This window comes from Streptacidiphilus jeojiense (assembly GCF_000719095.1).
GTDB lineage: Bacteria > Actinomycetota > Actinomycetes > Streptomycetales > Streptomycetaceae > Streptacidiphilus > Streptacidiphilus jeojiensis.
In genome coordinates, this window is record NZ_JOEH01000037.1 from 1 (window position 1) to 15,234 (window position 15,234).

The 15,234-nt window shown below is 71.6% G+C and carries 13 protein-coding genes and 2 pseudogenes; 9 read left to right on the forward strand and 6 right to left on the reverse strand.

The window, feature by feature from the left end; translation table 11 throughout:
* Both IF29_RS48195 and IF29_RS48200 read left to right on the forward strand, forming a co-directional pair.
* Positions 1-520, forward strand: a pseudogene (locus IF29_RS48195) (PKD domain-containing protein); the annotation flags it as partial.
* A 223-nt stretch (positions 521-743) separates the two neighbouring features.
* On the forward strand, positions 744-1,424 hold the full coding sequence (locus IF29_RS48200) for a hypothetical protein (RefSeq protein WP_232242745.1): 681 nt from the start codon (positions 744-746) through the stop codon (positions 1,422-1,424).
* Between the two features lie 143 nt (positions 1,425-1,567).
* Here IF29_RS48200 and IF29_RS49125 read toward each other — a convergent pair.
* Positions 1,568-1,780: pseudogene (locus tag IF29_RS49125) on the reverse strand (SURF1 family cytochrome oxidase biogenesis protein); the annotation flags it as partial.
* A gap of 111 nt (positions 1,781-1,891) precedes the next feature.
* On the opposite strand from IF29_RS49125, the gene IF29_RS0136045 reads away from it, so the two are divergent.
* The 3 genes from IF29_RS0136045 to IF29_RS0136055 all read left to right on the forward strand — a co-directional run bounded on the left by IF29_RS0136045 (position 1,892) and on the right by IF29_RS0136055 (position 4,814).
* Positions 1,892-2,971: an NAD(P)H-dependent amine dehydrogenase family protein gene (locus IF29_RS0136045; RefSeq protein ID WP_030264654.1), complete on the forward strand. Its 1,080-nt coding sequence runs from the start codon at positions 1,892-1,894 to the stop codon at positions 2,969-2,971.
* Complete coding sequence (locus IF29_RS0136050) at positions 2,968-3,456, forward strand: carboxymuconolactone decarboxylase family protein (protein ID WP_030264656.1); 489 nt, start codon at positions 2,968-2,970, stop codon at positions 3,454-3,456. The genes IF29_RS0136045 and IF29_RS0136050 overlap by 4 nt, the downstream gene beginning before the upstream one ends.
* Before the next feature lie 257 nt (positions 3,457-3,713).
* Positions 3,714-4,814, forward strand: a complete 1,101-nt coding sequence (locus IF29_RS0136055; protein WP_051726489.1) for an intradiol ring-cleavage dioxygenase — start codon at positions 3,714-3,716, stop codon at positions 4,812-4,814.
* A 193-nt stretch (positions 4,815-5,007) separates the two neighbouring features.
* On the opposite strand, the gene IF29_RS0136060 is transcribed toward IF29_RS0136055, so the two are convergent.
* The 5 genes from IF29_RS0136060 to IF29_RS0136080 all read right to left on the reverse strand — a co-directional run bounded on the left by IF29_RS0136060 (position 5,008) and on the right by IF29_RS0136080 (position 10,615).
* Positions 5,008-6,225 carry an SMI1/KNR4 family protein gene (locus tag IF29_RS0136060; RefSeq protein ID WP_030264659.1) on the reverse strand — a complete coding sequence of 406 codons (1,218 nt, stop codon included), beginning with the start codon at positions 6,223-6,225 and terminating at the stop codon, positions 5,008-5,010.
* An 89-nt stretch (positions 6,226-6,314) separates the two neighbouring features.
* Positions 6,315-7,574, reverse strand: a complete 1,260-nt coding sequence (locus IF29_RS0136065; protein WP_030264661.1) for an amidohydrolase family protein — start codon at positions 7,572-7,574, stop codon at positions 6,315-6,317.
* Positions 7,571-8,896 (reverse strand): amidohydrolase family protein, encoded by a 1,326-nt coding sequence (locus tag IF29_RS0136070; RefSeq protein WP_030264663.1) that lies wholly within the window; start codon positions 8,894-8,896, stop codon positions 7,571-7,573. The genes IF29_RS0136065 and IF29_RS0136070 overlap by 4 nt, the downstream gene beginning before the upstream one ends.
* 19 nt (positions 8,897-8,915) lie before the next feature.
* Positions 8,916-9,812, reverse strand: coding sequence for an SDR family NAD(P)-dependent oxidoreductase (locus IF29_RS0136075; RefSeq protein ID WP_030264665.1), 897 nt, complete (start codon positions 9,810-9,812; stop codon positions 8,916-8,918).
* The gene (locus tag IF29_RS0136080; protein ID WP_030264668.1) at positions 9,812-10,615 is read right to left on the reverse strand and encodes an acetoacetate decarboxylase family protein; all 804 of its coding nucleotides are present in this window, start codon (positions 10,613-10,615) and stop codon (positions 9,812-9,814) included. The genes IF29_RS0136075 and IF29_RS0136080 overlap by 1 nt, the downstream gene beginning before the upstream one ends.
* 83 nt (positions 10,616-10,698) lie before the next feature.
* On the opposite strand from IF29_RS0136080, the gene IF29_RS0136085 reads away from it, so the two are divergent.
* The 4 genes from IF29_RS0136085 to hydA all read left to right on the forward strand — a co-directional run bounded on the left by IF29_RS0136085 (position 10,699) and on the right by hydA (position 15,196).
* On the forward strand, positions 10,699-11,334 hold the full coding sequence (locus IF29_RS0136085) for a TetR/AcrR family transcriptional regulator (protein ID WP_030264672.1): 636 nt from the start codon (positions 10,699-10,701) through the stop codon (positions 11,332-11,334).
* 143 nt (positions 11,335-11,477) lie between these two features.
* On the forward strand, positions 11,478-12,353 hold the full coding sequence (locus IF29_RS0136090; protein ID WP_051726490.1) for a nitrilase-related carbon-nitrogen hydrolase: 876 nt from the start codon (positions 11,478-11,480) through the stop codon (positions 12,351-12,353).
* 7 nt (positions 12,354-12,360) lie between these two features.
* A complete protein-coding gene (locus IF29_RS0136095; protein WP_030264679.1) occupies positions 12,361-13,692 on the forward strand; it encodes an aspartate aminotransferase family protein in 1,332 nt (443 codons plus the stop codon).
* Between the two features lie 94 nt (positions 13,693-13,786).
* Complete coding sequence (hydA, locus tag IF29_RS0136100; RefSeq protein ID WP_030264689.1) at positions 13,787-15,196, forward strand: dihydropyrimidinase; 1,410 nt, start codon at positions 13,787-13,789, stop codon at positions 15,194-15,196.
* Positions 15,197-15,234 lie beyond the last annotated feature (38 nt).

Genomic DNA, 15,234 nt, shown 5'->3' on the forward strand with positions numbered 1-15,234 from the left:
GGTGTCGAACCTGAACTTCGCTGCGGGGCAGACGATTCCCAATCTGGTGATGGTTCCGGTGGTGGACGGCAAGGTGGACCTGTACAACGGTTCCGGCGGAGCGGTCGACCTGCTGGCCGACATCGCCGGCTACTACTCCGCCGCCGGCTCCACCTTCCAGGCCGTCTCCCCGATCCGGGGGATGGACACCCGGAGCGGGGCCGGCGGCGCCGGGGGAGCGATCGCCCCGGGCACCGCGGCGGTGCTGAACATCTCCGATCTGCCCGGGGCGCCGGTCGCGAGCAATGTCATCTCCGTCGTCCTGAACGTGACCGTCACCGCTCCCCAGAAGGCCGGATACGTCACCGTGCTTCCGGACGGCCAGCCCCTGCCGACCGTGTCGAACCTCAACTTCAGCGCCGGACAGACCATCCCCAACCTGGTGGTGGTCCCCGTCGTGGACGGAGCGATCGACTTCTACAACGGCTCCGGCGGAACGGTCCAGGTCATCGCCGACGTGGACGGCTGGTACACCTCGTAGCGCAGACCATGTGCCGTCCGGGCTCCCGCATTGGGGGCCCGGACGGCCGCCGTCGCCGGGCTGCTGCCGGCAATGGGCGGTCTAAGCTGCGTTCCTCGGATCTTGGGAGGATCGTATGAGCGCAGACGCGCGAGGCTGGGCGGTGCAGCCGTGGCCGCCGGCATTGCCGTCCGCCACTGTCGACGCAGACCGGTTGGACCGGTTGGCGCGGCGGGCTCGGGCTGTGCGCAGGGCGACCGCTGTGCCGTTCTGGGCGGTGTTCGTCTCCGGGGCGCTGGTGCTGCCCTGGACCGTCCTCGGCGATCTCAGCGGGTGGCAGGCATTGAGCCCCGTTCTCACTCTGCCGGTCAGCGCTGTGCTGTTCATGGTCAGGGCCGTCCCCACGCACCGCTTTCTCTCCGCTGCGAGGTCCGGGCCGCAGAGGGTGTACGTCGGCAGCTTCGCCGAGCTGCGCGGCGAGCGCCGGGCGCCGACGGTAGCGGCGGCTGTGGGCGTCCTGCTCGCGCCGCTGCTGCTGATGGCGCCGGTCAGTGCCTTCGCCAGGCAGCTGGTGCCCACCACCCCCGTCACCGCCACCGTCTCCCAGTGCGTCCTGAAGGGCGGCCGGAACAGTCCTGCGGTGGAGTGCGACGGCAGCTGGGTGGTCGCGGGGCACGTCTACCGGGGCGAACTTCCCGAGCGCACCGCCCGCCCCGGCGACCAGCTGCCCATCCTGGTCCGCAGCGACGATCCGACCAAGGTGTTCGGTGCGCAGAACTTCCAGAACACCGCGACCGGTGTCGTCTTCGGCCTGGTCGGCCTGGCCATGGGCCTGGCCGGAGCCTGGACGCTGCGGCAGCGTTGCCGCTGGCTCGCCGGAGTGTTCCGCGCCCGCCTCGCCGCCGACGCCGCCCCTCCGGTCTGAGGAGAGGGGCCGGCTGCACCCCGGAGGGCGCGGTCGAGGTGGTCCCCGGACCGGGCCTCACCGGTCGACCCGGCCTTGGCCGCGTCGGTTGCCACGAACTGATGGGTCGTGTCACAGCGGCCGGTCGCGCTGACCCGCCGGTACATCAGGGTGGCGGGGACGGTCGCGCCGGGGCGCGACAGCGACGCGAACGGGACCACCGGCGCACTGACGTTGGCGTTGATGATCCGGTCGCTGCGGCTGGTCTGCTGGTAGCGGTGGAACTGCCAGACGCCGAGCTCGCCCAGCACCGGAGCCAGGGCGGCGAAGACCAGCGTCGGCACTACCCAGCGCCGGGTCAGCAGGATGCGGATCACGCCATGACGCTACCCTCGCCCTTCCGCCCACCGGCGCCAGGGGCTTGGGGATCAGGTTTTGCCTGTGTCGCGGCTATGGGAACCGCGAGGCCTTGCGGTTAGCCTCCGGGCATGATTTCCACGGTGGTCTGGGGGACCGGGAACCTCGGGCGGGCGGCGGTGCGGGCGGTGGCCGCCCACCCCGGCCTGGAACTCACGGCCGTGCTCGTGCACGACCCGGCCAAGGTCGGCCGGGACGCCGGCGAACTGGCCGGTCTCGGGCGGCGGTTGGGGGTGGCAGCCACCGACGACGTCGCGGCGGTGCTGGCCGCGCACCCGCAGGCGGTGGTCTACGCGGCGACCGGCGACATCCGCCCCGACGAGGCCCTGGCCGATGTGCTGCTGGCCGTCCGGGCGGGAGCGGTGGTGGTCACCTCCGCGCTCTACCCGCTCTACGACCCGCGCAGCGCCCCACCCGAGTTCCGCGATCCGGTGCTGGCCGCGATCGCCGAGGGCGGCGGCTCACTGCTGGTCTCCGGCGTCGACCCCGGCTGGGCCAACGACGTACTGCCGCTGCTGGTCAGCGGGTTGGGCAGCACCGTGGACGCGATCCGCTGCCAGGAGATCTTCGACTACTCCAGCTACGACCAGCCGGACTCGGTGCGCTACCTGGTCGGCATGGGCCAGCCGATGGACTACGAACCTCCCATGCTGGCCCCCGGGATACCGAGCATGGTGTGGGGCGGCCAACTGCGGCTCCTGGCCAGGGCACTGGAGGTCGAGCTCGACGAGATCAGGGAACAGGTCGAACGCCGGGCACTGGAGACCACGGTCGCCACCCGCACCATGGGCGCGTTCGAGTCGGGCACCCAGGGGGCGGTCCGCTTCGAGGTGCAGGGCGTCGTCGACGGCCAGGTCCGACTGGTGGTCGAGCACATCACCCGGATCCACCCCGACTGCGCCCCGGACTGGCCCACACCGCCGGACGAGCACGGCGCCCACCGTGTCGTCGTCGAGGGCCGGCCGCGGATCGAGGTCACCGTCACCGCCTCCGACGAGGGCGAGAACCGCTCCGCCGGGGGCAACGCCACTGCCGCGGGCCGCCTGGTCAACGCCGTCGACTGGCTGGTCCAGGCCGGCCCCGGCCTCTACGACGCGCTGGACGTGCCGCTGCGGCCCGCCGTCGGCCGACTCGGAGGGAAGCAAGGATGATCGTCGACATTCCGCAGGACAAGGACCCCATCGCCTACGTCTGGGGCGAGCTGGTGCCCGGCATCGGGGTCGCCGCGGCCGGCTTCTCGCTGGCCGTCTACGAGCACACCACGCTCGGGCTGCGCGAGTTCGAGGCCGCGCGGTTGCGCATCGCGCAGATCAACGGCTGCCTGTTCTGCCTGGACTGGCGTACCGAGCGCGACGGGGCGACCGTCGAGCCGGAGTTCCTCGACGCCGTCGCCGACTGGCGCACCACCGAGGCCTTCGACGACCGCACCCGGCTGGCCGCCGAGTACGCGGAGCGCTATGCCATCGACCACCACGGCATCGACGACGCCTTCTGGTCCAGGATGCTCACGCACTACACCCAGGCCGAGGTCGTCGAGCTCACCATGTGCCTCGGCTCCTGGCTCGCCTTCGGCCGCCTCAACCACGTCCTCGGCCTGGACGCCGTCTGCGTCCTCCCCAGCCACCACGCCGGCTGAGCCGGACCGCGGGCAGCGCCGGCCAGGTCCGGGACCTGACGGTGGCACCGGTCAGTCCGTGAGGCCCACCCGCACGGTCCGCACCGCCTTGATGAACCCCGCTCGGGTGGACACCCGGCGGCGACGCTCTGCGAAAAGGGCCGGCCCCGAGTTCGCCTTGAGGGTCGGCCCTGGCAGTGGGCGCGGAGCAGCCGTCTGCTTATGTTCTGCTAACGTCTACACATGGCCATGACAGGCTAGCTTCATAGGGTCAGGGTATGACTAAGCGTCAACTCACCCACACGGAGCGGACCACAGCGTCCGTCCCCACCAGCCGCCGCAAGATCCTGACGCTGGGCGGCGCCGGGATCGCGCTGGGGGCAGCGGGACTCGCCGCGCCCGGGGCCCTGGACTCGGCCTTCGCCGCCGAGGCCGAGCAGGCCGGAGACAAGAAGGGACAGCCCAAGGGGCCGGCCACCACCTGCGCCCTCACCGAGGAGGTCACCGAGGGCCCGTACTACATCGATGACGAGGCGATCCGTTCCGACGTCACCGAGGACCGCACCGGGGTGCCGCTGCGGTTGCGGCTGACCGTCCTCGATACCGAGCACTGCCGTCCGCTGCGGAACGCGGCGGTCGAGATCTGGCACTGCGACGCCACCGGCGACTACTCCGGCTTCATCGGCTGGCAGAGCCTCGGTGGCGGTGGCGGCGGAGCTGCTCCCACCGGCACTCCGCCGACGGGTGCCCCGCCCACCGGGTCCGCTTCGGACTCGCCGTCCGCTTCGGATTCGGCGTCCGCGACGAGCACCGACACCGCAGCGGCCTCCGCCTCCGCCTCCGCGAGTTCTTCCGGCGGGCCCGGGACCACGACCAGCACCGGGGGTTCCAACACGCCCACCGACGAGTATCGCTGGCTGCGCGGGGTGCTGTTCACCAATGAGCACGGGCAGGTGGAGTTCAAGACCATCTACCCGGGCTGGTACATCCCCCGTGCCATCCACATCCACGTCAAGGTCCACACCGGTGGGCAGCGGGTCAAGCGGCACTACATCGGCGGCACCTCGGTCCACACCGGCCAGCTCTTCTTCCCGGAGGAGGTGACCACGGTCGTGGCCGCCTCCGATCCGTACGTCACGCACACCGCCGAGCGCACCGTGCTCAGCGAGGACATGGTCTACGACGGCGGCGGGGTCACCTCGGGCCTGCTCACTGTGGTCAAGCGGACCAACGGCAGGCACCACAGCGAGTGGAAGCTGTCGGACGGTTACCTGGCCACCCTGGACCTGGGTGTCACCACGTCGACGTCCTCCACCACGGCGTCCGCACCGGCGGCGCCCTCGGCCTCGGCCACCGCTTCGGCCACCACCACCACCTGAGTCGGTCCTGAGGGCCGGCGCTGCCCTCGCGGCACCGTCGTTGTGTCCCGGACGTCCGCATCGCGCTGACGTCCGGGACCACGTCCGTCACCAGACCCGGACCGAGCCTCCCTTGGCCACACCGTGATCGTCGGCGGCATCGAGGCCAGTGCGCTGACGGGCCTCCAGTTCGGGAGCATCGGCAGGCCCCGATCTACCGGCTTTCCCGGGGCCGGGGACGCGGGGTGGTCAGGATCTGGCGGCCTCGGTCAGGGGTGATCAACTGGGCCAGTATCGGGTCGGCGAGCAGCGAGACCGGGGCGATGTGGTCGTCGTCCACCGGGCGCCACAGCTGTAGTGCGGTCAGCAGGTCGGGCCAGGCGTCGTCGCCGGGGCGGTCGGTGACGGTGTGTACGGCTGCGTCGAAATCGGGTGCGCCGAAGGAGAGGCGGAAGCCGGGTTCGGCTGCTCGTGCCTCGTAGTCGGCGATGAGCGCTCGTACCGGTTCGGGGGCGTGCTCCTTGAGGCGAGGAAGAGGGCGCAGGTCGTGGGGTGCCGCGAGTTGGTCGTGCCGGAGCAGCAGGGGCAGCAGTTCGGTGGCGAACAGCGGACCGAGGAGCAGGTCGTCCAGGTGCGGGCGGTACCAGAGCGTGCCGGCGATGTGGCGGCGCCAGTCGCCGAGCAGCATCTTCATCTGCAGGCTCAGCACGTCGGCGCGATCCCGCCCGAACGCGTGGGCCCGGGCGAACACCTCCAGGGGTGCGTCGACCTCGCCGGTCAGCGCTTCCTGGCGGGCGCGCTCGACCTCCGCGTCCCAGTGGTCCCGGGTGGCGCCGGGCGGTCTGCGCAGGGCGTGGAAGGACATCCACTGCCGCTGCATGAGGTCGACGAAGGAGTTGCATCGCTCCGGTCCGCGGCCGGACCAGGAGGCGAGCCAGTAGGCCGCCCACTCGCCCTGCTCGTCCACGTCCTCGGGGTCGAGGAGCATCACCGCCGCGTCGCCCTCGAGCGACAGGCGCAGGGAGCGGGCGAGGACGCGCGCCTCGTGGGCGGTGGGGTCCTCCTCGACACCGTTCTCCTCCTCGTCGTCCTCGTCCTCGTCTTCGACCAGGTCCTCCCAGGCGTCGATCCAGGTGCGGTCGTCGGTGTCCCTGAGCCAGTCCAGTTCGGTGGTGCCGGCCAGCCGGTAGATGAAGTTGCCCGCGTCCCGCCAGCCGTTGGTGACCAGCAGGAACTCCCTGAGCGAGGGCGGCAGTCGGCGGCCCAGCCGGGCCTCGGCCGCGGCCAGTTCGGCCTCGCTTGCCGGCCCGAAGCCGAGCCAGGCGTCGCGCACCACCTCCTCGTCGAGGGGCGCGTCCCGGTCCGGGTCGCGCCCGGCGATCCACTCCCCGCTCCACTGCTCCAGGAACGGCCGCCACATCTCACGGTCCATCAAGGTCACCCCGTCCGTCGCCCCGACTGTCGGACCCCACCCCATCACAGGGGTCCGACATCCGACGGACCGTCCGTCACCGGACGCCGTTACCAGACCCGGACCGAGCCTCCCTTGGCGAAGGCCGGGCTGGTGGCGCCGGGTGGGGGCGTGGGGAGGGGTTGGGCGACGTCGCTGACCAGGGGGCCGGTCTTGGCGGCGAGGGCGTCCAGGGCGGGGAGGTCGAAGCCGTAGACGCGGGCGGCGTTGCCGCCGACCATGGCGGCGACCTCGTGGTACGGCAGGCCCGCGTAGGCGGTGCGCAGGGCCTCGGTGGTGTAGGGCCAGGTGCCCTCGTCGTGCGGGAAGTCGCTGCCCCACATGATCTTGTCGAGGCCGATCCGCTCGCGCAGCGGCACCTCGTGGGCGCGCATGAAGCTGGCGCCGACGAAGCAGTTGGACTCCCAGACCGCGCGCGGACCCGCGCCCATCGCCTCGGCCAGCCCAGCCCCGAACTTGGACTCCGCGGTCGCGGCCCGGGTGGCCGCCCCGACCAGCCGTCCGTGGTAGTAGTCCAGCATGTCCAGCACGCCCGGGATCCAGCCGGAGCCCTGCTCGGTGAGGACCAGCCGCAGGCCCGGGTGACGCCTGAAGGCGCCGCCGAACACCAGGTGCCACAGCGCCCGGTGCGAGAACCAGGTGGTCTCCACCATGAACACCGCCCGGGCGGCCGGCTCCTCGCCCAGCACCGGTCCGGCCGAGCCGCCGTGGTGGTTGACCGGGACGCCGAGCTCCGCGCAGACCGCCCAGAGCGGGTCGTACGCCGTGGAGTACAGCTCGGGGACCGGCGACCCGGGCGGGACGCCGGGCAGGACCACCCCGCCGGTGAGCCCGGCGGCGTGGCAGCGGCGGACCTCGGCGACGGCCGCGTCGACGTCGTTGAGCAGTACCTGGAAGGTCCCGGCCCGGCGGCCCGGCGCCAGCGAGCAGAAGTCGGCCATCCAGCGGTTGTGGGCCTGCAGCCCGGCCCAGCGCAGTCGGTACTCCTCGGGGGTGGGCACCGCCGCGGTGAGCGAGGTGCTGGGGTAGAACGGTGGGACGGTGTTGGGGAAGACCACCTCTGCGACGATGCCGTCCTGCTCCAGCTCGGCGAGCCGGCGGTCGGAGTCCCAGTTGCGGTCGGCCTCGGGGGCCTGGAGGTCGGCGAAGGGGTTGACGTAGGTCGCGGCCCAGGCGTCGAAGTCCTCGTGGTGCCGCGGGTCCAGGTAGGGGCGGTAGTCCAGCAGGTCGGCCCCGGCGTGGCAGTCGGCCGAGACGACGGTGTAACGCTCGGGCGGAGCGGTGTCCTGACGGTCTTGACGGTCCGTCACAGCGTGCTCCCCTCGGTCGGGGCCGTCGTGCCGATGAAGGGGAAGTCGTGCCCGGTCAGCCAGTGCCGGCCCACCTCCCCGGCGGGTGCCCAGGCGGCGCGCACCGCGGACTGGTCCTCGGGCTGGCCCAACTCCGCCGGGGTGGGGCCGATCCGGCGGGCGATCGGGGCCAGCCGGTCGGTGTCGAAGCCGAAGACCTCGGCGCAGGACAGCCCCAGCATCCGCCGGGTCTCCTCGATCGGGACGTCGTGGAAGGTGGTGCGCATCCACTGCCGGGTGTTCGGCCAGGTGCCCTCGGGGTGCGGGAAGTCGCTGCCCCAGCAGATGTTGTCCACGCCGATCTCGTAGCGGTGCGCCAGCTCGCGCCGTTTGGTGTTGGTCGCGGCGATGAAGCAGTTGCGGTCGACGTAGGCGCTCGGAGCCATCGTCAGCTCGGAGAACGGCGACAGCTTCTTCCCGCCGTGCGCGCCCAGGTACAGCCGATCCATGAACCACAGCAGGTTGGGCAGCCACCAGCAGCCCGACTCGGCCACCCCGAAGCGCAGCCCCGGGAAGCGCTCGAACACGCCTGACCAGAGCAGGAACCACAGCGGACGGGACGGCCAGAAGGTCACCTCGGTGACGTAGATGCCCAGGTGGTCGCCGTACTCGTGGCGCGGGGCGGCGCCGGAGTGGGTGACCACCGGCATCCGCAGCTCCTCGCAGACCGCCCAGACCGGGTCGTAGCGGCGGTCGTGGTAGGGCGGCCCGTCGACCCACATCGAGGGGATCATCACGGCGCGCAGCCCGGAGGCGTGCGCCCGGCGCACCTCGGCGACGACCGCCTCCACCTCGGCGGTGATCGGCAGCAGTGCCACCCCGGCGTGCCGCTCCGGCTCGGCGCTGTCGCGGATGAACTCCGCCAGCCAGCGGTTGTGGGCCTTGGCGCCGGCCATGCCCAGCACCGGGTCCTGGTCGCCGCTCAGCCCCAGGCCGACGCCGAAGGGGGCGGCGGTCCGGCTGTCCACGGCGTCCGCGTCCGGGAAGACCACCTCGCCGGCGACGCCGTCGCCGTCCAGCTCCTTGTCGCGCTGGGCCGCGTCCCAGCCGCCGCGCAGGCCCTCCTCGTGGTCCTCGAACCACTTCTGCGCGAAGGCCTCGTTGCGCACCCCGAGCCGGGTCGCCTGCTCGCGCCGGTGCGCGGCCTCGGCCAGGAAGCCGTCGAAGGCCTCGTGGTGCGCGGCCTCCAGGTAGGGCCGGTACTGCTCGGTCGGCAGCCCGGCGTGGCAGTCCGAGGAGACGATCAGGTAGGGCTCCGCATAGCCTTCTTGACGTATCGTCATCAGTCATCTCCGATGATGCTCATGCCTTTTCATCCCATTGGATGAAGTTCTCCAGGTACGTCGGGTTGCTGCGCTCCAGCATCGACTGCGAGCGGGCCCGGATCTGCCGGTCGCTGTGCTCGCTCGGGGGCAGCATCCAGAAGCGGTCGGCGCGGATGCCGTCCACCACCGTCCCGGCCACCTCCTCGACCGGGGTGAACTCGACCTGCTGCCCTGCGGCCTCCATGGCTGCTTCCCACCCCGCCAGGCTGCGGTAGGGGGTCTTCCGGGGCCGCTCCTTGGCGAAGCGCTCGGGGCGGTTGCGGTGCGACTCCCACAGCCCGGTGCGCAGCATGTGCGGGCCGGGGAAGAGCACCGACGCGCTGACGGGTGCCTGCTCGGCGCGCAGGTGGGCGTAGAGCGACTCGGTCATGGTGACCACCGCGGCCTTGGTCACCGCGTAGACCGAGGCGGTGGGCAGCGGGGCGATCCCGCCGTCCCCGGAGGAGGTGTTGACGATGTGTCCGGGCGTCCCGGCCGCCAGCATCCTGGGCACGAAGGCCTGGATGCCGTGGAACACGCCCCAGACGTTGACCGCGAAGGCCCACTTCCAGTCGTTGGGCTCGTGCTCCCACATCCGGCCCTCGGCGCCGGAGCCGACCCCGGCGTTGTTGCACAGCACGTGCACCGCGCCGAAGGCGCGGTAAGCCGCGTCGGCCAGGGCGTCCACGCTCTCCCGCTCGGAGACGTCCACCATCTGGCCGACCACCTCCGCGCCGCGTTCGCGCAGTCCGGCGACGGCCTTGTCGAGGGCGGGCTCCTCGACGTCGGCGAGCACTACCTGGAGACCCTCGGCGGCGAAGCGTTCGGCCATGGCCAGCCCGATGCCGCTGGCGGCGCCGGTCACCACGGCCACCTGTCCCGGTAGCAGCTCCATCACTCACCACCGCCGGGCAGCGGGGGTGCGTCGAGCACCTGCATCGGGTCGTCGTAGCGCTGGTGGACGTAGGGCAGCAGAGCCTGCGCGCTGACCCGTTCGACGACCCTGCCGCGCTGGTCCGAGGTCTTCTCGCCGATGGTGATCTCCAGCAGCCGGCGCACCGGCAGGTCCGCCACCGGGTCGAAGGCCGACTCGCGCAGGAGCACCTCGCCGTCGACGGCTTCGAGCCGGCGGACCCGCTCGTTGCGGGTGCAGTGCACCAGCACCGGGTCCAGGTCGAAGCCCTCGCCGTCCACGGCGGGCAGGAACTTCAGGTAGAAGTCCAGCTTCTCCACCGGCTCCGGTACCGGCAGCTCGCCGGTGATCCGGCCGACCACCTCGACGAAGGTGATCCCGTGCCGGGTCAGCGTGGCGCGGACCCGGTCGCCGTCCCGCTCCACGGCCACCTCGCCGAGCTTCTTGGGCTCGCCGAACACCTCCCGGCCGCCGATCAGCGCCCGTTCGGTGGTCATCGGCATCACCAGCGGGTACCAGCCGGTGTGTGCGCCGTGCTGGGCGCTGACGGCGAAGGACCCGGCCCCGAGCGGCGAGCCGAACAGGTCGACCTGGCTGATGTTGACCCGGACCAGGGACCGCTCGGCCGGCTTCAGCGGCGGCGGCAGTACCTGGGCGACGGCGTCGGGGTCGCTCTCCCAGACGGCGACGACACCGGTGGACCAGATGTCGGGCAGGACGGCGCGGCTGCTCTTCGTCGCGGCGATGTCGGCTTCGGTGCGCGGACCGTAGCGTACGCGTGCCATGGGCGGTCTCCCTTGCTGCGTTGGGGTCTGTAACACTGTTACTCCGAAAGGCGTGAAGGGTAAAGAGCGAAGGACAAAGGAAGATGACGGATCGTCAGCCGATCGACCGGGAGAGTGTGCTGCTGGCCGCCGAGGCGCTGGTGCGCGACCGGGGGCCGGCGGGGCTGAGCATGCGCAAGCTCGCGGCGGAACTGGGCGCCGCCGTCACGGCGATCTACTGGCACGTGGGGAACCGGGAGGCGCTGCTGGACGAGCTGGTGCAGCGCACCGTCGCCGAGATGGGTCAGATCGAGGCGCGCGGCGCCACCCCGGCGGCGCGGGCCGAGTCGGTAGCGCTGGCGCTGCGGCGCAAGCTCCGGGAGCGTCCGCATCTGATCGCGCTGGTGCACGAGCGCGGGCTGACCGAGCTGATGATGCTGCCGGCCCAGCGCGCCCTGGTGCACGAGGCGCATGCGGCGGGGCTGCGCGGTACGGCGGCGGCCGAGGCGGTCCGGGTGCTGCAGTTCCACGTCGTCGGATTCGTCCTGGTGGAGCGCAACCGCGAGCGCGCGCCCCGGCAGCAGCCGGGGGAGCCGGAGCTGTGGGACGCGGAGACGGCGGAGCAGGACCCGGCCCTGGCCGCGACGCTGGGCGGGGTGCCCGACTCGGAGCGGCTCTTCGAACTCTCCACCCGCGCGTTGATCGCCTCGCTCTGGGGTATCCCGCGTCCGAAGGAGTGATCTCCACGCGCTGCGGGAAACACGAATGTCTTCGCTGTGTTACGCCCGACGTATTGCCAGGATTACGTTGATCGTCCTACGGTCTACGCACGTAGACAGACGGGTCGATATGTCAGCCCGTCGGTAGAAGGTGAGGGTGTGTCATGTCCAACCCCGCTCAGAGCCAGTCCCAGGGTCCCACCCAGATCGTCCGTGCCGCACTCGTCCAGACCAGGTGGACCGGCGACAGCGCCTCCATGATCGACCTGCACGAGCGCTACGCCCGCGAGGCCGCTGCCCAGGGCGCGCAGATCATCGGGTTCCAGGAGGTCTTCAACGCGCCCTACTTCTGCCAGGTGCAGGAGGAGGAGCACTACCGCTGGGCCGAGGCCGTGCCGGACGGGCCCACCGTCACCCGGATGCAGGCCCTCGCCCGCGAGCTCAACATGGTCATCGTCGTCCCGGTCTACGAGGTCGAGCAGCCCGGCGTGTACTACAACACCGCGGCCGTGATCGACGCCGACGGCAGCTACCTCGGCAAGTACCGCAAGCACCACATCCCGCAGGTCAAGGGCTTCTGGGAGAAGTACTACTTCAAGCCGGGGAACCTGGGCTGGCCAGTGTTCGACACCGCCGTCGGCCGGATCGGCGTCTACATCTGCTACGACCGGCACTTCCCTGAGGGCTGGCGGGCGCTGGGCCTGGCCGGGGCGCAGCTGGTCTACAACCCCTCCGCCACCAGCCGGGGCCTGTCCGCCTACCTGTGGCAGCTGGAGCAGCCGGCCGCCGCCGTCGCCAACGAGTACTTCGTCGCTGCGATCAACCGGGTCGGCGTCGAGGAGTACGGCGACAACGACTTCTACGGCACCAGCTACTTCGTGGACCCGCGCGGCCAGTTCGTCGGCGACCCGGCCTCCGACAAGGAGGAGGAGCTGGTGGTCCGCGACCTGGACTTCGGGCTGATCGAGGAGGTCAGGCACCAGTGGGCCTTCTACCGGGACCGGCGCCCGGACGCCTACGGCCCGCTCGCGGAGGCCTGAGCCGACCATGTCCGACCAGAGCCGCGCACCGGAGACCCCGAGCCTGCACCAGCGCCACCGCGCCGTCACCCCGGCCTGGCTGGCCACGTACTACAGCGAACCGATCGAGCTCACCCACGGCGAGGGCCGGCATGTGTGGGACTCGGCCGGCAACCGCTACCTGGACTTCTTCGGCGGCATCCTCACCACCATGACCGCCCACGCCCTGCCCGAGGTCACCAAGGCCGTGGCCGAGCAGGCCGGGCGGATCATCCACTCCTCCACGCTCTACCTCTCCTCCGGCATGGTCGAGCTGGCCGAGCAGATCGCCGGCCTCTCCGGCATCCCGGACGCCAAGGTCTTCTTCACCACCTCCGGCACCGAGGCCAATGACGCCGCCCTGCTGCTGGCCACCGCGTACCGCCACTCCAACCAGGTGCTGGCGATGCGGAACAGCTACCACGGCCGCTCCTTCACCACCATCGGGATCACCGGCAACGGCGCCTGGTCGCCGACCAGCCTCTCCCCGCTGCAGACTCTCTACGTGCACGGCGGGGTGCGCACCCGCGGCCCGTTCGCGCACCTCTCGGACGCCGACTTCATCGCCGCCTGCACCCAGGACCTGGAGGACCTGCTGGGCCAGGTCGGCGGCAACGTGGCGGCGCTGATCGCCGAGCCGATCCAGGGCGTCGGCGGGTTCACCCACGGTCCTGACGGACTGTTCGCCGCCTTCAAGCGGGTGCTGGACCGGCACGGCATCCTCTGGATCTCGGACGAGGTGCAGACCGGATGGGGCCGTACCGGCGACCACTTCTGGGGCTGGCAGGCGCACGCCGAGGCCGGGCCGCCCGACATCCTCACCTTCGCCAAGGGCATCGGCAACGGCCTGGCCATGGGCGGCGTGGTCGCCCGCGCCGAGGTGATGGACTGCCTGGACGCCAACTCCATCTCCACCTTCGGCGGCAGCCCGGTCACCACCGCCGGCGCCCTCGCCAACCTGCGCCACCTGCTGGAGCACGACCTCCAGGGCAACGCCCGGCGCACCGGTGCGCTGCTGGTCAAGCGGCTGCTGGCGGCCGACCTGCCGGTGGTGCGGGAGGTGCGCGGCAAGGGTCTGATGATCGGGGTGGAGCTGGTCGACGCGGCCGGCGAACCCTCGCCCGCCGCGGCCGCCGCAACCCTGGAGCACGCCCGCGAGCTGGGCCTGCTGATCGGCAAGGGCGGACTCGCGGGCAACGTCCTGCGTGTCGCCCCGCCGCTCTCGCTCACCGAGGGCGAGGCTGTCGAGGGCGCCGACCTGCTGGTCGAGGCGCTGCGCCGGGCCCAGGCGCAGACCTTCGGCCCCGAACCCCGACCGTGAAGCCGCCGAGAATCCACGGTGACGCAACCGCGAGGCAACCGTGAGGCCACTGCCGAGCCACCGTGAAGCCATCTCCTGAAGGGAGCCGACCCGCATGTCACTGCCCCGCACCGTGATCCGCAACGGTCTCGTCATCACCGCCGCCGAGGAGGTCCACGCCGACGTCCTGATCGAGGGCGAGCGGGTGGTCGCCCTCGCCGCGACCGGCAGCTCCGCGGCCCAGGCCTGGACGGCCGAGACCGAGTACGACGCCACCGGACGCTATGTCGTCCCGGGCGGCGTCGACGCCCACACCCACATGGAGATGCCCTTCGGCGGCACCAAGGCCGCGGACACCTTCGAGACCGGCACCCGGGCCGCCGCCTGGGGCGGCACCACCACCATCATCGACTTCGCCATCCAGTCGGTCGGCGGCACCCTGCGCGACGGCCTGGACGCCTGGCACGCCAAGGCCGAGGGCAACTGCTCCATCGACTACGGCCTGCACATGATCATGGCGGACGTCACCGAGGACTCGCTCAAGGAGATGGACGTCCTGGTCGAGGAGGGGGTCACCTCCTTCAAGCTGTTCATGGCCTACCCGGGCGTCTTCTACAGCGACGACGGCCGGATCCTGCGCGCCATGCAGCGGGCCGGCGGCAACGGCGGCCTGGTGATGATGCACGCCGAGAACGGCATCGCCATCGACGTGCTGGTCGAGCAGGCGCTGGCGGCCGGGCGCACCGACCCCCGCTACCACGGCGAGGTGCGCCGCGAACTGCTGGAGGCCGAGGCCACCCACCGCGCCATCCAGCTGTCCCGGGTGGCCGGCGGCGCGCCGCTCTACATCGTCCACGTCTCGGCCGAGCAGGCCGTCGCCGAGATCGCCGCCGCCCGGCGGCTCGGCCTCAACGTCTTCGGCGAGACCTGTCCGCAGTACCTGTTCCTCTCCACGGACAACCTGGCCGAGCCCGACTTCGAGGGCGCCAAGTACGTCTGCAGCACCCCGCTGCGGCCCCGCGAGCACCAGGCCGCGCTCTGGCGCGGGCTGCGCACCGACGACCTCTCGGTGGTCTCCACCGACCACTGCCCGTTCTGCTTCAACGGGCAGAAGGAGCTGGGCCGGGGCGACTTCTCCAAGATCCCCAACGGGATGCCGGGGGTGGAGAACCGGATGGACCTGCTGCACCAGGCGGTCCTGGACGGGAACATCTCCCGCCGCCGCTGGATCGAGCTGGCCTGCGCCACCCCGGCCCGGATGTTCGGCCTCTACCCGCGCAAGGGCACCATCGCCCCCGGCGCCGACGCCGACATCGTCATCTTCGACCCGCACGAGCGGTACACCATGTCCGCCGCCACCCACCACATGAACGTCGACTACTCGGCGTACGAGGGCAAGCAGGTCACCGGCCGGGCCCGGACCGTGCTGTCGCGCGGCGCCGCGGTGGTCCACGACGGCGAGTACGTCGGCCGCCCCGGCCACGGCACCTACCTGCCGCGCGGCACATCGCAGTATCTGATCTGAGACCTCATCAACTGACAGAACCTCAGGAATGGAGCGAC